The following is a 20,369-nucleotide window of genomic DNA, read 5'->3' as shown; positions in this document are numbered from 1 at the left end:
CCTAACTATCCAACCTGAGCACCGCAAGGAAGGCTTCTTGTGGAATTTCCACGTTACCGACCTGCTTCATGCGTTTTTTACCGGCCTTCTGCTTTTCCAACAGCTTGCGCTTACGGCTGACGTCGCCACCGTAGCATTTGGCCAATACGTTCTTTCTGAGCGCCTTGACGGTTGTACGCGCCACAATCTGCCCGCCAATGGCGGCCTGGATTGCCACATCGAACATCTGCCGCGGAATCAGTTCCTTCATCTTCTCGGTCAATGCACGACCTTTGTAGTGCGCGTTGTCACGGTGCACGATCAATGCCAGGGCATCGACTTTCTCACCGTTGATCAGCACATCCAGCTTCACCAGATTAGCCGATTGGTAACGATCGAAATGATAGTCCAGCGAAGCATAGCCGCGACTGGTGGATTTGAGGCGGTCGAAGAAGTCCAGTACCACCTCGTTCATCGGCAGGTCGTAGGTCACCTGGACCTGCGTGCCGAGGAACAGCATGTCGTGTTGTACGCCACGCTTCTCGATGCACAACGTAATGACGTTGCCCAGGTGCTCCTGAGGCACAAGGATGTTGGCCCGCACGATCGGCTCGCGCATGTCTTCGATGGCCGACAGGTCCGGCAGCTTGGACGGGTTGTCGACGTAGATGGTCTCGCCGTTCTTGAGCAACAGCTCGAAAATAACCGTCGGCGCCGTGGTGATCAGGTCCAGGTCGTACTCGCGCTCCAGGCGCTCCTGGATGATTTCCATGTGCAACATGCCCAGGAACCCGCAACGGAAGCCGAAGCCCAGGGCATCGGAGCTTTCCGGGGTGTATTGCAGGGACGAGTCGTTCAGGGTCAGCTTTTGCAGGGCTTCGCGGAAATCCTCGAAATCGTCGGAGCTGACCGGGAACAGGCCGGCATAGACCTGCGGCTGGATGCGTTTGAAACCTGGCAACACATCGACGTCGGGGGTAGAGCTCAAGGTCAGGGTGTCGCCGACCGGCGCCCCGTGGATGTCCTTGATGCCGGCGATGATGAAGCCCACTTCACCGGCCTTCAGGTCTACGGTGGCGGTGTGTTTCGGGTTGAATACACCGACGCTGTCCACCAGGTGGATCTTGCCGGTGGACTTGACCAGGATCTTGTCGCCTTTCTTCACGCGGCCATGGCGCACGCGAACCAGGGAAACCACACCCAGGTAGTTGTCGAACCAGGAGTCGATGATCAAAGCTTGCAGCGGATCCTCGATGTTGCCGGTCGGCGCGGGAATGGTGTGCACCAGGCGCTCGAGCACTTCGTCCACGCCCAGGCCGGTCTTGGCACTGCAGGTGACCGCGTCGGTAGCGTCGATGCCGATGATTTTTTCGATTTCTTCCTTCACGCGGTCCGGATCGGCCTGGGGCAGGTCGATCTTGTTCAGCACCGGCATGACTTCCAGGCCCTGCTCGATGGCCGTATAGCAGTTGGCAACCGACTGGGCTTCGACGCCCTGGCCAGCATCGACCACCAGCAGCGCACCTTCGCAGGCCGCCAGCGACCGGCTGACTTCATAGGTGAAGTCGACGTGACCCGGGGTATCGATGAAGTTCAGCTGATAGGTGATGCCGTCACGGGCCTTGTAGTAGAGGGTAACGCTGTGGGCCTTGATGGTGATCCCGCGTTCACGCTCCAGGTCCATGGAGTCCAGGACCTGGGCTTCCATTTCACGCTCGGCCAGGCCGCCGCACATCTGGATGAAGCGATCGGCCAGCGTCGACTTGCCATGGTCAATGTGGGCGATGATGGAGAAATTGCGGATATGACTCAAATCACTCACGGATCAACACTCAAAAAGGCTGCAGGCATAGCCCGCCGAAAAATAGCCGGGAATTGTACCTGATACACCGCGCAAGTGGGAGCAAAGCTTGCTCGCGAAACAGCCACCTCGATCTATGAAAGACTACAGGGCCTTCATCGCGGGCAAGCCTTGCTCCCACACAGCCTTGCTCCCACAGCCCCCTCGCTACACGAGCAATCAACCGGCCCGACGCAACAGCCAGAGCCCGGCCAACGCGCAGATACCGGCCGGCACCAGCACCGCAAACAACGGCGAGAAGCCGAACACCAGGCTCGACGGCCCCAGCAGATCCTGGGCAATGCGGAAAGTGAAGCCCACCAGCACGCCGGTAAACACCCGCTGGCCAAGGGTCACCGAACGCAGCGGGCCGAAAATGAAGGAAATCGCCATCAATACCAGGGCGGCGGTGACCAACGGTTGCAACACCTTGACCCAAAAAGCCAGCCAGTAGCGACCGTTATTCAAGCCCTGGTCCGCAAGGTAGTGGATATACCCCCACAAGCCGGTAATCGACAGGGATTCAGGCGCCATCACCACGGTGCTGAGCAACTGCGGGCTGATCGACACGTCCCAACGTTCCTGCGGGGCGGCGACCACCTCGGTGCGCTTGTCATGGAACAAAGTGGTCGTGACATCGCTCAGCTGCCAGTGGTCCTCGGCGAAATTGGCGCGCTTGGCAAAGCTCGACGACAGCATGTGCCGTTGGTCGTCGAAGCGATACCGGGTCACGCCATAGAGAATGCCATTGGGCTGGACCGAGTTGATGTGAATGAACTCGTCGCCCTGACGGTGCCACAGGCCGTGCTTGGCGCTTTGCGCATCGCCGCCGCCCTGGGCCAGGGAACGGTTGGCCTGGGCAGTATTTTCGGTGGCTGGGGCGATGTATTCGCCGATCAACACACCCACCAGCATCAACACCAGCATGGGCTTCATCACCGCCCAGACGATCCGACCAATGGACACGCCGGCGGCGCGCATGATGGTCAGCTCGCTATTGCTGGCCAGGCTGCCCAGGCCGATCAGGCAACCGATCAGCGCGGCCATCGGCAGCATGTCGTACAAACGCCGTGGTGCCGTCAGCAGCACGTAGCTCGCCACGTCCGTCAGCGTGTAGGTGTCGCTGACGTCGCTCATTTCATCGATGAAGGCAAACAGGGTCGCCAGGCCGAGAATGATCCCCAGTACCGCAAGGATCGCCATGAACACACTGCTGCCGATGTAGCGATCGAGTTTAACCACGGGCCACCTCCAGCGCGCTGCGACGACTGGCCAGCTTCAGGCGCAGCGGCTCCCAATAGAGCAACCCCAGGCCGATGGCCAGGAAGATCGAGTGCACCCACCACAGGCCCAGGGCTGGCGGGATCTTGCCTTTCTCCAACGCACCGCGGGCGGAAATCAGGATGGTCAGGTAAGCCATATAGAGAAGAATCGCCGGCAGCAGCTTGAGGAAACGCCCTTGGCGCGGGTTGACCCGCGACAGCGGGACCGCCATGAGGGTCACGATGAATACCAGCAGCGGCAAGGACAGGCGCCATTGCAGCTCGGTACGGGCACGAATGTCGTCGTTGCCCAGCAGGCTGGCGGTGGGCATTGCGTCGCGGTCAGTGACTTCGTCGCTGACCTCGGGCTTGGGCAACAGCACGCCATAGGTGTCGTACTTGATGGCCCGGTAATCGGCCTGCCCCGGCTTGCCGTCATAGCGATAGCCGTTTTCCAGGATCAGGTAGCGGTTGCCGTCGGGGTTGATTTCCTGCCGGCCCTTCTCGGCCACCAGCACGGAGATGCCACGGTCCTTCTTGGCATCCGAAGACAGGTTCTTTTGTGTAATGAAGACGCCGCCCAGGTCGATCCGGTCGTCCGAGAGCTGTTCGGTGTAGGTCACCCGCGTACCGTCGCGCAGGGCCTGGAAACGCCCTGGCACCAGGGTGTCGAACTCGGTCATGGCGTCTTGCTGGTTGATCAGCAACTGGAACTGGGTGGCACCCTGGGGTGCCAGGCTCAGGCTCAGCCAGGCCACCACCAGCGCCACCAACGTGGCCGGGAACAGCGTCATGCGAAACAGCCGTTGTTGGCTCATGCCGGTGGCCGACAGCACGGTCATTTCGCTGTCCAGGTACAAGCGTCCGTAGGCCAGCAGGATACCGAGGAACAACCCCAGCGGCAGGATCAATTGCAGGAAGCCCGGCAGGCGGAACCCCATGATCAGGAACAGCGAGCCCGGGTCCAGGGCACCGGAGGCCGCTTGGGCGAGGTATTTGATGAAGCGTCCGCTCATGATGATGACCAGCAGCACGGCGCTGACGGCACTCAAGGTCAATAAGACTTCGCGGGATAGATAACGAAAGACGATCAAACCAGACACTCCAGGGTTGTCAGGCTAAGGCGGCCAAACAAGCAAACGTATCGAGTCGGCGCGCCAACGCGAGCCGCCGAAAAAAGAGCCGCATTATCCTGTGATTGGAGGCGCCTGTCACTTCGCACGCTTTAAGCCGGTGCTTAAAGCCAAAAGTTAGCGCCGTCGAGGGTTGTCAGGCTCGGGCGCCGGGGTTCAAACTGCGGCCTTTGTCGCCGGCAAGCACCGGCGCTTCTTTTATATAGAAGAAGCTCGCTCAGCGCGCCACCGTCTCGGCGCCTGGCCTCTTGACCATTGACTCAGGGATCCGGACATGGAACTGGTTGTAAAAAGCGTCAGCCCAGAAACGTTGAAAACCGCCACACTGGTAGTCGCCGTCGGTGAAAACCGCAAGCTTGGCGTGGTCGCCACCCAGCTCGATACCCTGAGCGGCGGGGCCATCAGCGCCGTACTCAAGCGCGGCGACCTGGCCGGCAAGGTCGGCCAGAGCCTGTTGCTGCAAAACCTGCCCAACCTCAAGGCCGAGCGCGTGCTGCTGGTGGGCGTGGGCAAGGACGCTGAACTGGGCGACCGTCCATTCCGTAAAATCATTGCTGGCGTGCTGGGTACCCTCAAGGGCCTTGGCGGCGCTGATGCCACCCTGGCGCTGGACGAGTTGGTGATCAAGGGCCGCGACAGCTACGGCAAGAACCGCTTGCTGGCCGAAACCCTGGTGGACGGCGAATACCAGTTCGACCAGTTCAAGAGCCAGAAAGCCGAACCCCGCGCCCTGAAAAAAATCACCGTACTGACCATCAAGGCTGCCCAGGCTGAAGTCCAGCGTGCCGTGACCCACGCCACCGCGATTGCCAACGGCATGGCGTTCACCCGCGACCTGGGCAACCTGCCGCCGAACATCTGCCACCCAACGTTCCTCGGCGAACAAGCCAAGGCACTGGGCAAGGAGTTCAAGGGCCTGAAGGTCGAAGTCTTCGACGAGAAGAAGATCAAGGACCTGGGCATGGGTTCGTTCTATTCCGTCGGCCAGGGCAGCGCCCAGCCGCCACGCCTGATCGTGATGCAATACAACGGTGGCAAGAAATCCGAGAAGCCGTACGCACTGGTCGGCAAGGGCATCACCTTCGACACCGGCGGCATCAGCCTCAAGCCGGGCGCGGGCATGGATGAGATGAAGTACGACATGGGCGGCGCCGCAAGCGTGTTCGGCACCCTGCGCGCGGTGCTCGAACTGCAACTGCCGATCAACCTGGTGTGCATCCTGGCCTGCGCCGAGAACATGCCCAGCGGTACGGCCTCGCGTCCGGGCGACATCGTCACCACCATGAGCGGCCAGACCGTGGAAATCCTCAACACCGACGCCGAAGGCCGCCTGGTGCTGTGCGATGCCCTCACCTACTCCGAGCGCTTCAAGCCGCAAGCGGTGATCGACATCGCGACCCTGACCGGCGCCTGCATCGTCGCCCTCGGTTCCCACACCTCGGGCCTGCTGGGCAACAACGACGAGCTGATCGGCCAACTGCTCAGCGCCGGCCAACAGGCCGACGACCGCGCCTGGCAGTTGCCACTGTTCGACGAGTACCAGGAACAACTGGACAGCCCGTTCGCCGACATCGCCAACATCGGCGGCCCGAAAGCCGGGACCATCACCGCAGCCTGCTTCCTGTCGCGCTTTACCAAGAACCTGAACTGGGCGCACCTGGACATCGCTGGCACGGCATGGACCAGCGGCGGCAAGGACAAGGGTGCCACCGGTCGTCCGGTGCCCCTGCTGACCCAGTACCTGCTGGACCGCGCCAAGGCCTGACACCAATGACCGTCGCTGGCGTCACCCTCGGGTGGCGCCAGCGACGGCTCAGGAACCGCAATGACCAAAGTCGATTTCTATATCCTGCCCAGCGCCGACCCGTCGGCGCGGCTGGATTTTGCCTGCAAGCTCGTTGAAAAAGCCTGGCGCATGGGGCACCGCATCTACCTGCATTGCAGCGATGCCGCCCAGCGCGAGGACCTGGACGCACGCCTGTGGGCCTTCAAGGGCGAGAGCTTCGTGCCCCACGGCCCGGCCGAGAGCGAACCCGAAGGGTTGATCGTGCTGGGGCTGGGGGATGACTGCGGCCAGCACCAGGACCTGCTGGTAAACCTCGACCTGAAAGTACCGGCCTTTGCCCAGCGCTTCGCCCGTGTGGCGGAAGTGGTGGTCGAAGACCCGGCCATCCGACAAGCCGCGCGGGAGAGTTTCCGTTTCTACCGCGAACAGGGCTATCCTCTGCAAGACCACCGTTTACAGCGACTCTGAGCCCTACGATGGACACTCCAAAACCGCCACAAAAACCCGCGCACCTGCTGGATGACCTCGAGTCGATCCGCCAACTGCTCGGCGACGACAACCTGCAACCGCCGCTGCTGACCGACACGGTCGTGCACGAGCCGGTGCATGATGAACAGATCCCCCTGCTGTTCGACCCGATCAACGGCCAGCCGGAACCCAAGCCTGCCGCCAAGACCGAAGCCAAAGGGCCCGACGCCCTGCTGCACCTGGACCGCGAACTGCGCGCTGCGGCGCAGTTGATCATGCAAGACGTCATCGACGACTTCGCCCCGCACATCGAGACCGAGATCAAGCGCCGGCTGGATGCGCGGATGGAGCGGTTGCTGAGCCAGTACGAGTAACCCCGAGATTTACTGACTACCGAACACCTTGTGGGAGCGAGCTTGCTCGCGATAGCAGTGTGTCAGTCAACATCAATGTTGCTGATCTACCGCTATCGCGAGCAAGCTCGCTCCCACATTGTTCGGTTGCGCCCACAAGCCATCTGCCAAGCTTCCAGCTTGCTGCATGTGGCTTGCACCAGCCCCGCCCGCTATACTTCCCGGCTTTTCCTGAATAAATGCCAATAGGGTCCCGCCGCGCATGGATAAGACCTACCAGCCGCACGCCATTGAAACTTCCTGGTACAACACCTGGGAGTCCGAGAATTATTTCGCTCCGCAAGGCGCGGGCGATTCCTACACCATCATGATCCCGCCGCCGAACGTCACCGGCAGCCTGCACATGGGCCACGGTTTCAACAACGCGATCATGGATGCGCTGATCCGTTTCCGGCGCATGCAAGGTCGCAACACCTTGTGGCAGCCGGGCACCGACCACGCCGGTATCGCCACGCAGATGCTGGTGGAGCGCCGCCTCGAAGCCCAGGGCCAGAATCGCCATGACCTGGGCCGCGAGAAATTCCTCGAGAAAGTCTGGGAATGGAAAGACGAGTCCGGCGGCAACATCAGCCGCCAGATCCGTCGCCTCGGCTCGTCCGTGGACTGGAGCCGCGAGCGCTTCACCATGGACGACGGTCTTTCGGAAGCGGTGAAGGAAGCCTTCGTGCGCCTGCATGAGGACGGGCTGATCTATCGCGGCAAGCGCCTGGTCAACTGGGACACCAAGTTGCACACGGCCATTTCCGACCTCGAAGTGGAGAACCACGACGAGAAAGGTTTCCTGTGGAACCTGAAGTACCCACTGGCCGACGGCGCCAAGACCGCCGAAGGCAAGGATTACCTGATCGTCGCCACCACGCGTCCGGAAACCATGCTGGGCGACTCCGCCGTGGCGGTGAACCCGAACGATGAACGCTACCAGGCGCTGATCGGCAAGTTCGTCGAACTGCCCCTGGTTGGCCGTCGTATCCCGATCATCGGCGACGACTACTGCGACCCTGAATTCGGCACCGGCTGCGTGAAAATCACCCCGGCCCACGACTTCAACGACTACGAAGTCGGCAAACGCCACAACCTGCCGCTGCTGAACATCTTCGACAAGAACGCCAACATATTGCCGGCAGCCCAGGCATTCAACCTCGACGGCACGCTGAACGAAAGCGTCGACGGCCAGATCCCGGCCGAATATGCCGGCCTGGACCGCTTCGAAGCACGCAAGCAGATCGTCGCGGCGTTCGATGCCGCCGGCCTGCTGGTCAGCGTCGACGACCATGCCCTGAAAGTCCCGAAAGGCGACCGCTCGGGCACCATCATCGAACCGTGGTTGACCGACCAGTGGTACGTGTCCACCAAGCCGCTGGCTGAGCCTGCGATTGCCGCTGTCGAAGACGGCCGCATCCAGTTCGTGCCCAAGCAATACGAAAACATGTATTTCTCGTGGATGCGCGACATCCAGGATTGGTGCATCAGCCGTCAACTGTGGTGGGGCCATCGCATTCCGGCCTGGTACGACGAGTCGGGCAAGGTCTATGTCGGCCGTGATGAAGCCGAAGTCCGCGCCAAGCACAACCTCGGCCCGGACGTGGCGCTGCAACAGGACAACGACGTCCTCGACACCTGGTTCAGCTCCGGCCTGTGGACCTTCTCCACCCTGGGCTGGCCGCAGCAGACCGAATTCCTGAAGAAATTCCACTCCACCGACGTCCTGGTCACCGGCTTCGACATCATTTTCTTCTGGGTCGCCCGGATGATCATGTTGACCATGCACCTGGTGAAGAACGAAGACGGCACGCCGCAAGTGCCGTTCAAGACCGTCTACGTCCACGGCCTGGTGCGCGACGGCCAGGGCCAGAAGATGTCCAAGTCCAAGGGCAACGTCCTGGACCCGCTGGACATCATCGACGGCATCGACCTGGAAACCCTGGTGCAGAAACGCACCTCCGGCCTGATGCAGCCGAAACTGGCAAAGCAGATCGAGAAAGCCACCCGCGAAGAATTCGCCGAGGGCATCGCCAGCTACGGCACCGACGCCCTGCGTTTCACCTTCTGCTCGCTGGCGTCCACCGGTCGCGACATCAAGTTCGACATGGGCCGCGTCGAAGGCTATCGCAACTTCTGCAACAAGATCTGGAACGCTGCGCGCTACGTGCTGGATAAAGGCGAAGACTGCGGCCAGAACGGCGAAGCCTTTGAACTGACCCTGGCCGATCGCTGGATCATTTCGCAGTTGCAGCGCACCGAGGCCGAAGTGACTCGCCAGTTGGACCAGTTCCGTTTCGACCTGGCCGCGCAAGCCTTGTACGAGTTCATCTGGAACCAGTATTGCGACTGGTACCTGGAACTGTCCAAGCCTGTGCTGTGGGACGAAAACGCCCCGGTCGAACGCCAGCGCGGCACCCGTCGCACCCTGGTGCGCGTGCTGGAAGTGGCCCTGCGCCTGGCGCATCCGTTCATGCCGTTCATCACCGAGGAAATCTGGCAGCGCATCGCACCGCTGGCAGGCGCCCAAGGCAAGACGATCATGCTGCAACCTTGGCCGGTGGCCAACGAAAGCCGCATCGATCCGGCGGCTGAAGACGACATCGAGTGGCTCAAGACCTTCATGCTGGGCCTGCGTAACATCCGCGCCGAAATGAACATCGGTCCGGGCAAGCCACTGGCCCTGTTCCTGAAGAACGCCAGCGCCGAAGACCTGCGCCGCCTCAACGAAAACGAGGCGTTGCTCAAGAAACTGGCGAAGCTTGAATCGGTGACGGTCCTGGCAGCCGGCGAAGAAGCACCACTGTCGGCCACCGCCCTGGTTGGCGAGATGGAAGTGCTGGTGCCAATGGCGGGCCTGATCGACAAGGCCGCGGAACTGGCGCGCCTGGACAAGGAAATCCTGCGTCTCAAAGGCGAAGTGCAGCGGGTCGGCGGCAAGCTGTCCAACGCCGGCTTCGTCGACAAGGCGCCGGCCGAAGTCATCGAGAAGGAACGGGCCAAACTGGCCGAGGCGGAACAGGCCTTGGGCAAGCTGGCCGAGCAGCACGCGCGGATCGCCAGCCTGTAACAGCGGTTCGCAATGAAAAAGGAGGTCCAGTTGGACCTCCTTTTTCATGCCTGTCACTTTCCTTTTCAGGTATCGCAAAACCCATGTGGGAGCGAGCTTGCTCGCGATAGCGGCGGATCAGCCAACCCATATGCCAACTGACACACTGCTATCGCGAGCAAGCTCGCTCCCACATTTAAACCACGCAGTCATCAAGACCGGGCCGGATGTGGGACAATGCCCGCCACTTTTTGAGCCATCCCCGAATCGACCCGCCCATGACCGCCCCCCGCACACCCAAACCTGCCCGCCAGAAGCCCAAGTCCGCCCCGGAGGCTAAAACCGTGGCGCCGCGTGAAAAAGCCAGCCTGCATCCGCGCAACCGCCACCAGGGCCGCTACGACTTCCCAGCGTTGATCAAGAGCACGCCGGAACTGGCAAAGTTCGTGATCATCAACCCCTACGGCAAGGAAAGCATCGACTTTGCCAGCCCTGAGGCCGTGCGGGTATTCAACCGGGCGCTGCTCAAAGCTTTCTATGGCATCGCCCACTGGGATATCCCGGCCGACTACCTGTGCCCACCGGTGCCAGGGCGGGCGGACTATGTACATTTCCTCGCCGATTTGCTCGCCAGCCACAACGAAGGTGAAATCCCCCGTGGGGCGGCGGTCAAGGTGCTGGACATCGGCACCGGCGCCAACTGCGTTTATCCATTGATCGGCTACAGCGACTACCGCTGGCACTTCCTCGGTTCGGAGATCGATCCAACGGCCATCGCCTCGGCCAAGGCCATCGTCCAGTCCAATGGGTTGAACAAAGCCATCCAGTTGCGCCAGCAAGCCAACCGCAAGCAGATTCTCCTGGGCCTGCTGGACGACACCGAACGTTTCGACCTGACGATGTGCAACCCACCGTTCCATGCCTCCCTGGAGGAAGCCACCAAGGGCAGCCAGCGCAAGTGGCGGGCACTGGGCAAGGCCGATCCGAAGCGCAAGCTGCCGGTGCTGAATTTCGGCGGTCAGGCTGCGGAGTTGTGGTGCGAGGGTGGGGAAGCCCGGTTCGTGACGCAACTGATCGGCGAAAGCGCGCAGCTGGCCGGGCAAGTGCTGTGGTTCAGCACCCTGGTGTCGAAGGCGTCGAACCTGCCTGCGATTCAAACCGCGCTGAAAAAGGCCGGGGCGCTGCACAGCCAGGTGGTGGAGATGTCCCAGGGCCAGAAGCAGAGTCGTTTCGTGGCCTGGACCTTCCAGACCCAGGCCCAGCAACAGGCTTGGCGCCAGTCGCGTTGGGTTCGCAAGGATTAGAAAGACACCTACAGGTGGTTTTCAAGGCAATAAAAAACCGTGCCCGGATCGCTCCGAGGCACGGTTTTTTTTTACTGCGGTCTTACTTGTTGACCGCGTCGGTCAGGCCTTTGGCCACAACCAGCTTGATCACTTTCTTGGCAGCGATTTCGATGGCAGCGCCAGTCGAAGGGTTGCGGCCGGTACGGGCAGGACGCTCGGTGACTTTCAGCTTGCCAACACCTGGCAGAGTGATTTCGCCGCCATTTTCCAGCTGATCGGCAACGACTTGGCCCAGTTGGTCCAGCAGCGAACGCACGGTAGCTTTTGGTGCGTCTACAGATTCAGCCAAATCAGCGATCAGTTGGTCTTTAGTAAGAGCCATGTAGTGTTCCTTCCCTATCAAATTCATATGGATTGCAGAGTGCAGTGTCAGCCATCGAGCCCGATCTCTCTTGATCAGGCACCCTCGGCAATCACCGCGACGGATCGGGGTAATAGATGCCGAAAACCGGGATTGGTTCGACCTGACAGATGCTGAATGCACGCTTAACGCAGTGACTTCGCGTAAGACCGGGCAAAACTAGCACAACGCCTCTGAAATATCCGCCTCTAGCTACCCATTTGGTCAGCTTTCTTGCGCTAAAACGTTAAAAAAATGCATATAGGGTGTCGGACGGGTCTGAAAGGGCCTTTGCCGGGTTCCAAAACCAGTGATTGCGGTACACTGGGGCCTTTTTCGGGGAGCGCTCCCTCCTCTCTTTCATCAGCCGAGAAATCCATGCCGATCCGTCATTGCATCGTCCACCTGATCGACAAAAAACCCGACGGCACCCCAGCTGTGCTCCATGCCCGCGACTCCGAACTGGCAGAGTCCACGGCCATCGAGAACATGCTCGCCGACCTCAACGAAAGCTATAACGCCAAGCAAGGCAAGGCCTGGGGCTTTTTCCATGCCGAGTCCGGGGCGCATCCGTTCAGCGGCTGGCTGAAGGAGTACCTGGACGGCGGCAAGGACTTCACCGCCTTCAGTCGCGTGGCGGTGGAACACCTGCAAAAGCTGATGGAAGAGTCCAACCTGTCGGTGGGCGGCCACGTGCTGTTCGCTCACTACCAGCAAGGCATGACCGACTACCTGGCCATCGCCCTGCTGCACCACAGCGAAGGCGTGGCGGTGACCGATGAGCTGGACGTGACCCCGTCCCGCCATCTGGATCTGGGCCAGTTGCACCTGGCGGCGCGGATCAACGTGTCGGAATGGCAGAACAACAAGCAATCGAAGCAGTACATCTCGTTCATCAAGGGCAAGAACGGCAAGAAGGTCTCGGAGTATTTCCGTGATTTCATCGGCTGCCAGGAAGGTGTCGACGGCCCCGGCGAGACTCGCACCCTGCTCAAGGCCTTCAGTGACTTCGTCGAAAGCGAAGACCTGCCGGAAGAGGATGCCCGGGAAAAAACCAAGACCCTGGTCGACTACGCCAGCAGCCAGGCCAAGCTCGGCGAGCCGATGGGCCTGGAAGAACTGTCCGAACTGATCGACGAAGATCGCCCGAAAGCCTTCTACGACCATATCCGCAACAAGGACTACGGGTTGTCGCCGGAAATCCCGGCGGATAAACGCACTCTCAACCAGTTCCGTCGCTTCACCGGTCGCGCCGAAGGCTTGTCCATCAGCTTCGAAGCGCACTTGTTGGGCTCCAAGATCGAGTACGACGAAGAGGCCGGCACGCTGATCATCAAGGGCCTGCCCACGTCGCTGACCGACCAGCTCAAGCGTCGCAATTGATGTTTGGTGGGGTGCTGAAGAAATTCCTGCTGATTCTGCTGGTGGTGGTGGCCTATCAGAACTGGGGCAAGATCGAGCGGGTGTTCAACCCGTCACAGATGGTTTCCGAGCAGATCCGCAGCAACGCCCGCGTCGTGCTGTATGCCACCGACTGGTGCGGCTACTGCAAGGCAACCCGGCGGTTCCTGGATGAGAAAGGCGTGCCGTTTCGCGAGTTCGATATCGAGAAGGACACCGAGGCGCGCAAGACTTATGAGGCGCTGGGTGGCCGGGGGATTCCGATCCTGGATGTGAACGGTACGTTGATTCGTGGGTATGAGCCGGAGAATATTCTCAAGGCGTTGTCCGCGATATAGGTTTGAGGGCCTCATCGCGAGCAAGCTCGCTCCCACACAGTGATCGGCGGCAAACGCAGATCCTGTGAACCACACACCTATCCTGTGGGAGCGAGCTTGCTCGCGATAGCGGACCAACATTCAACATCAATATCGACTGATCTGGCGCCATCGCGAGCAAGCTCGCTCCCACAAGGTCATTCGTTGTTCATCGAGCCTCGATCCGGAAGCCAAACCGCGGAAAGTGCACATGCACCACCCCGCCCCGCTCGTCTTCGCGACGCAGAATCAATTCTTCGCTCCCGGCAAACACCAACTCCCCGGCCACCGGATCGACGCCATAGTCGGTCGCGGCGATGCTCACCTGCTGCCCTGCCGTGAACCCGTTCGGCTCGTCGAATACCTCATCCGGCAGCGCTGCCGGCGTAGCGTTGCGGGCAACGTCCAAGGCTTCTTCGGCACTCATCTGGCTCGAGGCACCATGGCCGAAACCCAACACCCGCGCCAACCAGGCCGAGACAGCCGGATAAGCATCCACCAGCGGCGAGGTAACCGGAGTGCCCTTGAGGAACCACAGCGGATGGGCCATGGCGAAGTCGGCAATCGACGGATCACCCAACAGGAAATCGCCCTCCTCGCGCTGCAACTGTTGTTCGAGACGCGCCATGATCGTCGGCCATTGGTGCTTGGCCTGCTCGGCGGCCAAGCGCGTAGTCGTGCCGCCACTGAACAGCCCGGCACGGTCGCTGATGAACGCCTTGATCGCTTCGGGCGATAGCTTGGCGAACCGTGCCGCCACCGACTCCGGCTGGAACACCAGGCTCACCGCATGCTGGAACACCACCGAATCGGCCCACGCTGCAAAGGACGCGGCAAGCATTTCCCGGCCTTCGGGGAACAGCACCGGCGAAGCTTTTTCCTGCTCCAGGCGGCGAGCCATCAGCGACGTATCGCAATAGACATCCGCGCCGACCTGCAACACCGGCGTCTTGCGATAGCCACCCGTCAACGCCGTCAGGTCAGGCTTGGGCATCATCGGCGGGATGTTCACCGAACGCCAGGACAGCCCCTTGAAGCCCAGCAGCAGCCGGGCTTTTTCCGCGAAAGGAGACGTTGGGTAATGATGAAGGATCAGCTCTGACATGAGATTAGCCACTGCAGGAATGAAGTCTTACAGCTTAGCGCGCCTGATCGGGACAGCCTACCGGCCTGATAAAGGCCTATCAGCCCGGCTGATTGAGCGACAGCGCACTGGCCACCAGGCATTCCTTGGCGCTTTTCTTGAGCTTTTTGATCAGCCGCTCCTGGCGCAGGGCCTCGCCCTTGTCGCGACAAGCCTCGGTGTACACCAGGGCCACTGCCGGGCTGGAAAGGAAGAAGCGTGCCCCCTTGCCGCTTTGATGCTTGGCGAAACGCCGCACCGGGTCATCACTGACGCCGCAGTACAGCGAACCGTTGGCGGCCCGCACCAGGTAGACAAACCAGGGTTTGTCCGCTTCGGTGGGACCTTGTGCAGGCAGATCGGGAGAGAGGGTGGCGGTCGTCACTAGATGTTCAACAGGTCGGTAAAGACAAGGCGCGATCTTATCAGCGACTGGCCTGGAACGCCCGCAGCCCCTTGAGGGCCTGGGCCCTGACGGCGTTGCGTACCAGTGGTGTCCAGCCCAGCAACAGGCCCTTGGCACCCAATGCCTGGCGAGACCAGCGCCACAGATCGAAGTTGTCGTGGTGCTCGCAGATCTTGCCGTCGCGAAAAACGAAGCGCGCCTGAATGTCATTGATCACAATGTTGCCGGTCTGGCTGAACAAGTACGTCGCCACCCAATGGGCACCACCGGTACGCTCATCGCTGCGCACGTTATCGAAGGTCAGGGAAAAGTCCTTGGCCCGGGTCGTCAGCATGCGCCACATGTCGCCGGCATCGCGCCCGCGCAGCTCGCCGAACGCCGGGTCGCTGAACAGCACGTCGTCGGTGTAGCAAGCGCTCATGGCTTCGGCGTCCAGGCGTTGGAAGGCCTGATAAAAACGGCTGATCAAGGCGTTGTGGGCATCACTCATGGACAGGCTCCGAAAAACGTTTCAGTAGGCCAGTACGATAATCTTCCGCCGCAGGGAAGACTATCGTCATTCGCCATGAAAATGATATCAACGAAGGTCAGTGACCCTTTCGCTGCTGACCCCGACGTACAACGCCCGGCCTGCGCCGATGCCGGCGATGATCGCCCCCAGGCCAACCAGGCCGAAGATCCAGCCCAGGGCATTCCAGCCGCCGGTCAAGTCGTGGACCACACCCACCGCGAACGGCCCCAGCGACGCCAGCGTATAGCCGAACCCCTGGGCCATGCTGGAAAGGTTGGCGGCCACGTGGGCGTCCCGCGAACGCAACACGATCAGCGTGAGCGCCAGGCTGAATGATCCGCCCTGCCCCAAGCCCAGCAGGATCGCCCAGCCCCACAAGCCATCGAGCGGCGCGTAGAGGCAACCGAACAAGCCACCCAGGACCATGAGCATGACGATCACGATGGCCAGGCGCTGGTCCTTGCCGCGCGTTGCCAACCAGGGCGCCGCGAGGGAACTGATCAACTGCACGATGACCGAACCGGACAGCACGAGCCCGGCCTGGGTCGGGGTCAGGCCACGGCCAATCAGGATCGACGGCAGCCAGCCAAAGACGATGTAGGCCAGGGACGATTGCAGCCCCATGTACAACGTCACTTGCCAGGCCAGGGGATCACGCAGCAAGCCGCGGACCCGATAAGCCACTTGGTGGGCTCCGTGTTTCTCGCCCACTTGCGGTAACCAGAACACCGCGGCCAGCAGCGCCGGGACCACCCAGAAGCCCAGGCCCAAGGCCCAGCTGTGGCCAAGCTGCTCGCTCAGCGGCACGGTCGCCCCGGCCGCCATCGCCGCGCCCAGGCACAAAGCCATGGTGTAGACACCGGTCATGGTGCCGGCCTGTTTGGCGAAGTCGCGCTTGACGATGCCCGGCAGCAGCACGCCGATCACACCGATACTCGCGCCGGCCAGGATGCTGCCGACAAACAGCCCGACCTGACCGAAGGCGCTGCGCAAGACAATCCCGCCCGCCAGCGTCAACAAGATCCCCAGCACCACGCGCTCGGCACCGAAGCGCCGCGCCAGCACCGGCGCCAGCGGCGCGAACAGGCCCAGGCAAAGCACAGGCAATGTGGTCAGCAAACCGGCCTGGGCAGCCGACAGGCCGAGGCTTCTTGACACTTCGCTGAGCAACGGCGCCATGCTCGACAACGCCGGACGCAAGTTCAGCGCCACCAGGATCAACCCGAGCAGCAACAGCCAGGGGCGGCGCACCAACGGAGGGTGCTGCTGGGCCTGCTCATCGTCGGCCTCGGCGTCGATCAACAGTTCTTCGAGTTCGGCGGCGCGTTTGGGCACCGTCGAAGTGGCAGGGTCAAGCAGATCGCGGGACATGGAAAACTCGGGTTCGGGGCTCAGGGTTTCAAGCACTCAGGGTTCATTGATCAATTGGCGGCACAGGGACTTGGCCCGTTGCGGATCCTGTTGCTCGACGGCTTCAAGGATTTCGACATGCAGGTCGAACACATGTTGATGGCGCGGGGTGATGTTGAGGCTCTGGCGCAGCTGTGCGCCGATGACGCTGGAGAAGTAGCGATAGAGTTCACTGAGCGCAGGGTTGTGCGCGGCATCCACCAGGAGGCGGTGGAACACCAGGTCGCAGGCGATGTAGTGCTCCAGGTCGCCGTGATAGTGCTCGCCGCTGTCTTGCAGTGCCCGGCGCAAGGCAAGCAGATCCTCATCGGTGCGCCGCAGCGCCGCCAGGCCAATGGCCTCTACCTCCAGGATATGCCGGGTTTCCCGGGCCTGTTCCAACGAACAGCGGGACAGCACCTTGAGCGTATCCAGCGGATCAACCACTGCCCGCACGTAACTGCCGTCGCCCTGGCGGATCTCGATCAGCCCGGAAAACGCCAGCACGCGCATGGCTTCGCGCACGGTGTTGCGGCTGATACCCAGTTCCGCCACCAACTCCGGCTCGGTGGGCAAGCGCTGGCCGACGGCCCACACACCATCGCTGATACGTCGGCGCAATTGCTCCAAGGCCTGATCGACTAGGGAGCGCTTTATTAATGGAGAAATATCTGACATGGAGTCCGCCCTTTCATCCAATCATAGGATGAATTTTCTGACATGTTAGTCAGCTTCATCCCAGAGAACAAGCGCCTAGGGTTTAAGGGCAGATAAAGAGCGAGATTTTCGATTGGTCAAAATTACCCTTTGAGGGTAATTTTAGAGACAAGGTAAATGACTTCTTATGGAAAAGAGCACGCCCCATTACGAGCTGGCAGAGGTCAAGGCCGAGGTTCGCAGGTTGGGAAGCAAGGCGTTCACGATGAGCGCGCGGGAAGGCGGACGGAGGATGACGTTAAGTCTTGCCCAGATGCTGCGGATCGTTCACCTGCTGGAGTACAGGATGCTGCACAAATCGATGACCACCTATGCCGATCACCGAATCTGGCAAGACGTCTATCACACAACATTTCAGGATCGGGAGATCTACATCAAAGTGACTTACCGCCCCGGCGGTGGGCATCCGGTGATCTCCTTCAAAGAGAAAAACCAATGAAAACACAGCAATGTGTCAGCTGTGGCACAGACAAGGCGATGCATCACTTCAAGAATCGCAGCTTCTCAGTCGACTACAAGCGGGTAGCCCGACCGGTGCACGACATCGCCGGGTGGGAGTGCCAGGTCTGTGGCGAAATAGAATTCGATCACGATACCGACAGCGCCGAGCGCTATTCCAAGGCAAGCGACCAGTTGCTCGAAGACTGTCTTCAAGCCATGGGCGCAGAGATCAAGCGCATCCGTCGCAAACTGCATCTCACCCAGAAAGAAGCCGTGAAGTTACTGTCCGGCGGTGGGCACAATGCCTTTTCCCGCTATGAGCGAGGCGAGATCCCCCCACCTCAACCGCTGTTCATGCTGATGCGCCTGCTGGATCGTCATCCGCACCTGATGGCCGAGATCCAGATCCTGGACGAAGGCACCGACCTGCGGCAGTTGTTGCTTGACCGCCACCCCGAGCGCGAAACCGTGCTCAGCTCCTGAGGCGAAGAAAACGCAGGCAAAAATAAACCCGGACAAGTCCGGGCTTATTTCACTGCCTAAGGCCGGATCAATGCAGGATCTGGCTCAGGAACAGCTTGGTGCGGTCATTCTGCGGGTTGTCGAAGAAGTCGTTCGGCGCGGCCTGTTCGACGATTTCACCCTTGTCCATGAAGATCACGCGGTTGGCCACGGTGCGGGCGAAACCCATTTCGTGGGTCACGCAGAGCATGGTCATGCCGTCTTCGGCCAGGCCGATCATGGTGTCCAGCACTTCTTTCACCATTTCCGGGTCGAGGGCCGAGGTCGGCTCGTCGAACAGCATGATTTTCGGTTTCATGCACAGGGCACGAGCGATGGCCACGCGCTGTTGCTGACCGCCGGAGAGCTGGCCCGGGTACTTGTTCGCCTGCTCTGGAATGCGCACGCGCTCCAGGTAATGCATGGCGATTTCCTCGGCCTTGCGCTTGGGCATCTTGCGTACCCACATCGGCGCCAGGGTGCAGTTCTGCAGGATGGTCAGGTGCGGGAACAGGTTGAAGTGCTGGAACACCATGCCGACTTCACGGCGGATCGCTTCGATCTGCTTGAGGTCGTTGGTCAGCTCCACGCCGTCGACCACGATGCGGCCCTGCTGGTGCTCTTCCAGGCGGTTGAGGCAGCGGATGGTGGTGGACTTGCCGGAGCCCGACGGGCCGCACAGCACGATACGCTCGCCCTGCTTGACGTTCAGGTTGATGTCTTTCAACACGTGGAACTGGCCGTACCACTTGTTGACGCCCTGCATCTGAATAATGCCTTCAGGGCTCACAGGCTGTTTGATCGCTTCACTCATAAACTACGCTCCTAACGCTTGTGGCCAGTGTCCAGCTTGCGTTCCAAATGCATGGAATAGCGGGACATACCAAAACAGAAAATCCAGAACACCAGGGCGGCGAACACATAGCCTTCAGTGGCCATGCCCAGCCATTTCGGGTCGGCGGCAGCTTGTTTCACGCTGTTGAGCAGGTCGAACAGGCCGATGATGATCACCAGGCTCGTGTCCTTGAACAACGCAATAAAGGTGTTGACGATACCCGGGATCACCAGCTTCAGGGCTTGCGGCAGAATCACCAGGCCCATGCTGCGCCAGTAACCCAGGCCCATCGCCGCGGCCGCTTCGTACTGGCCCTTGGGAATGGCTTGCAGGCCACCACGCACCACTTCGGCAATGTAGGCCGACTGGAACAGGATCACCCCGATCAACGCCCGCAGCAGCTTGTCGAAGTTCATGCCTTCAGGCAGGAACAGCGGCAGCATCACCGAGGACATGAACAGCACCGTGATCAATGGCACGCCGCGCCAGAACTCGATGAAGGTCACGCAGACCACGCGAATCGCCGGCATGTTCGAACGACGGCCCAACGCCAGGACGATGCCTAGCGGCAGTGCACCGACGATACCGACGGTAGCGATCACCAGGGTCAGCATCAGGCCGCCCCATTGGCTGGTCGCCACGGCGTCCAGGCCGAACACGCCGCCGTGCAGCAGGCACCAGGCGATGATCGGATACAGCACCAGGAAACTCAGGCCGTAGATCGCCTTGCGCGGGAAGCGCGAGATGAACAACGGCGCCACACCGATCACTGCCAGCCATACGGTCAGGTCGACGCGCCAGCGCAGATCCGTCGGGTAATAGCCGTACATGAACTGACCGAAACGCTGCTGGATGAACACCCAGCAGGCGCCTTCCTTGGTGCAGTCGGCGCGGGTGGTACCGACCCAGTTGGCATCGAGGATCGCCCAGTGCAACAGCGGTGGAACGATCAGGTAGATCAGGTAGAACGCAAACAGGGTCAGCAGCGTGTTGATCCAGCTGGAGAACATGTTGGCGCGCATCCACGCCACCACGCCGATGCTGCTGCCCGGCGGGGGCATGTCTGGTTTGAAAGTATGAGTCGTCATGCGCGT

At 61.0% G+C, this 20,369-nt stretch carries 20 protein-coding genes; 9 read left to right on the top strand and 11 right to left on the bottom strand.

Annotated features, from left to right (window positions below):
* Position 1: 1 nt before the first annotated feature.
* The 3 genes from lepA to lptF all read right to left on the bottom strand — a co-directional run bounded on the left by lepA (position 2) and on the right by lptF (position 4,175).
* Complete coding sequence (gene lepA / locus AB4O09_RS06995; RefSeq protein ID WP_003205274.1) at positions 2–1,801, bottom strand: translation elongation factor 4; 1,800 nt, start codon at positions 1,799–1,801, stop codon at positions 2–4.
* Positions 1,802–1,999: 198 nt separating this feature from the next.
* A complete protein-coding gene (gene lptG / locus AB4O09_RS06990) occupies positions 2,000–3,061 on the bottom strand; it encodes an LPS export ABC transporter permease LptG (protein WP_013694154.1) in 1,062 nt (353 codons plus the stop codon).
* Entirely contained in the window at positions 3,054–4,175 is a 1,122-nt protein-coding gene (gene lptF / locus AB4O09_RS06985) for an LPS export ABC transporter permease LptF (protein ID WP_003205278.1), read from the bottom strand. The genes lptG and lptF overlap by 8 nt, the downstream gene beginning before the upstream one ends.
* 313 nt (positions 4,176–4,488) lie before the next feature.
* On the opposite strand from lptF, the gene AB4O09_RS06980 reads away from it, so the two are divergent.
* The 5 genes from AB4O09_RS06980 (at position 4,489) to rlmF (ending at position 11,213) form a co-directional block, all read left to right on the top strand.
* On the top strand, positions 4,489–5,979 hold the full coding sequence (locus AB4O09_RS06980; protein ID WP_027911411.1) for a leucyl aminopeptidase: 1,491 nt from the start codon (positions 4,489–4,491) through the stop codon (positions 5,977–5,979).
* Positions 5,980–6,039: 60 nt separating this feature from the next.
* Positions 6,040–6,468 carry a DNA polymerase III subunit chi gene (locus tag AB4O09_RS06975; RefSeq protein ID WP_003205282.1) on the top strand — a complete coding sequence of 143 codons (429 nt, stop codon included), beginning with the start codon at positions 6,040–6,042 and terminating at the stop codon, positions 6,466–6,468.
* 8 nt (positions 6,469–6,476) lie between these two features.
* Entirely contained in the window at positions 6,477–6,842 is a 366-nt protein-coding gene (locus tag AB4O09_RS06970; RefSeq protein ID WP_027911412.1) for a hypothetical protein, read from the top strand.
* Between the two features lie 241 nt (positions 6,843–7,083).
* A complete protein-coding gene (locus tag AB4O09_RS06965) occupies positions 7,084–9,930 on the top strand; it encodes a valine--tRNA ligase (protein ID WP_003205286.1) in 2,847 nt (948 codons plus the stop codon).
* Positions 9,931–10,187: 257 nt separating this feature from the next.
* Positions 10,188–11,213 (top strand): 23S rRNA (adenine(1618)-N(6))-methyltransferase RlmF, encoded by a 1,026-nt coding sequence (gene rlmF / locus AB4O09_RS06960; RefSeq protein WP_028236676.1) that lies wholly within the window; start codon positions 10,188–10,190, stop codon positions 11,211–11,213.
* Between the two features lie 82 nt (positions 11,214–11,295).
* Here the strand turns inward: rlmF and AB4O09_RS06955 are convergent, their stop codons facing one another.
* Positions 11,296–11,577 carry an HU family DNA-binding protein gene (locus AB4O09_RS06955; RefSeq protein ID WP_003205289.1) on the bottom strand — a complete coding sequence of 94 codons (282 nt, stop codon included), beginning with the start codon at positions 11,575–11,577 and terminating at the stop codon, positions 11,296–11,298.
* A 396-nt stretch (positions 11,578–11,973) separates the two neighbouring features.
* Here AB4O09_RS06955 and yejK point away from each other — a divergent pair, with 396 nt between their 5' ends.
* Both yejK and AB4O09_RS06945 read left to right on the top strand, forming a co-directional pair.
* Positions 11,974–12,978, top strand: coding sequence for a nucleoid-associated protein YejK (gene yejK / locus AB4O09_RS06950; protein WP_003205290.1), 1,005 nt, complete (start codon positions 11,974–11,976; stop codon positions 12,976–12,978).
* Positions 12,978–13,334: a glutaredoxin family protein gene (locus tag AB4O09_RS06945; protein WP_027911414.1), complete on the top strand. Its 357-nt coding sequence runs from the start codon at positions 12,978–12,980 to the stop codon at positions 13,332–13,334. Before yejK ends, AB4O09_RS06945 begins: the two co-directional genes overlap by 1 nt.
* Positions 13,335–13,521: 187 nt before the next feature.
* Here the strand turns inward: AB4O09_RS06945 and AB4O09_RS06940 are convergent, their stop codons facing one another.
* The 5 genes from AB4O09_RS06940 to AB4O09_RS06920 all read right to left on the bottom strand — a co-directional run bounded on the left by AB4O09_RS06940 (position 13,522) and on the right by AB4O09_RS06920 (position 17,459).
* Positions 13,522–14,457, bottom strand: a complete 936-nt coding sequence (locus AB4O09_RS06940; RefSeq protein WP_003205292.1) for a glutathione S-transferase family protein — start codon at positions 14,455–14,457, stop codon at positions 13,522–13,524.
* Between the two features lie 79 nt (positions 14,458–14,536).
* Positions 14,537–14,860: a GIY-YIG nuclease family protein gene (locus AB4O09_RS06935; protein ID WP_003205293.1), complete on the bottom strand. Its 324-nt coding sequence runs from the start codon at positions 14,858–14,860 to the stop codon at positions 14,537–14,539.
* A gap of 40 nt (positions 14,861–14,900) precedes the next feature.
* A complete protein-coding gene (locus AB4O09_RS06930; RefSeq protein ID WP_003205294.1) occupies positions 14,901–15,371 on the bottom strand; it encodes a nuclear transport factor 2 family protein in 471 nt (156 codons plus the stop codon).
* An 87-nt stretch (positions 15,372–15,458) separates the two neighbouring features.
* Positions 15,459–16,763 carry a CynX/NimT family MFS transporter gene (locus AB4O09_RS06925; RefSeq protein ID WP_060614290.1) on the bottom strand — a complete coding sequence of 435 codons (1,305 nt, stop codon included), beginning with the start codon at positions 16,761–16,763 and terminating at the stop codon, positions 15,459–15,461.
* A 36-nt stretch (positions 16,764–16,799) separates the two neighbouring features.
* Positions 16,800–17,459: a FadR/GntR family transcriptional regulator gene (locus AB4O09_RS06920; protein ID WP_003205296.1), complete on the bottom strand. Its 660-nt coding sequence runs from the start codon at positions 17,457–17,459 to the stop codon at positions 16,800–16,802.
* 166 nt (positions 17,460–17,625) lie between these two features.
* Between AB4O09_RS06920 and AB4O09_RS06915 the strand changes: the two genes are divergently transcribed.
* Both AB4O09_RS06915 and AB4O09_RS06910 read left to right on the top strand, forming a co-directional pair.
* Positions 17,626–17,937: a type II toxin-antitoxin system MqsR family toxin gene (locus AB4O09_RS06915; RefSeq protein WP_003205297.1), complete on the top strand. Its 312-nt coding sequence runs from the start codon at positions 17,626–17,628 to the stop codon at positions 17,935–17,937.
* The gene (locus AB4O09_RS06910; protein WP_003205298.1) at positions 17,934–18,422 is read left to right on the top strand and encodes a type II toxin-antitoxin system MqsA family antitoxin; all 489 of its coding nucleotides are present in this window, start codon (positions 17,934–17,936) and stop codon (positions 18,420–18,422) included. Before AB4O09_RS06915 ends, AB4O09_RS06910 begins: the two co-directional genes overlap by 4 nt.
* A 67-nt stretch (positions 18,423–18,489) precedes the next feature.
* Here AB4O09_RS06910 and AB4O09_RS06905 read toward each other — a convergent pair whose 3' ends face one another.
* Both AB4O09_RS06905 and AB4O09_RS06900 read right to left on the bottom strand, forming a co-directional pair.
* Entirely contained in the window at positions 18,490–19,254 is a 765-nt protein-coding gene (locus tag AB4O09_RS06905; RefSeq protein WP_003205299.1) for an amino acid ABC transporter ATP-binding protein, read from the bottom strand.
* Positions 19,255–19,265: 11 nt separating this feature from the next.
* Complete coding sequence (locus tag AB4O09_RS06900) at positions 19,266–20,363, bottom strand: amino acid ABC transporter permease (protein WP_003205300.1); 1,098 nt, start codon at positions 20,361–20,363, stop codon at positions 19,266–19,268.
* Positions 20,364–20,369: the final 6 nt, after the last annotated feature.

Source organism: Pseudomonas sp. H1_F01 (assembly GCF_054681425.1).
Note: the sequence above shows the minus strand (reverse complement) of the source record. Positions and strands in the feature narration are given on the sequence as shown.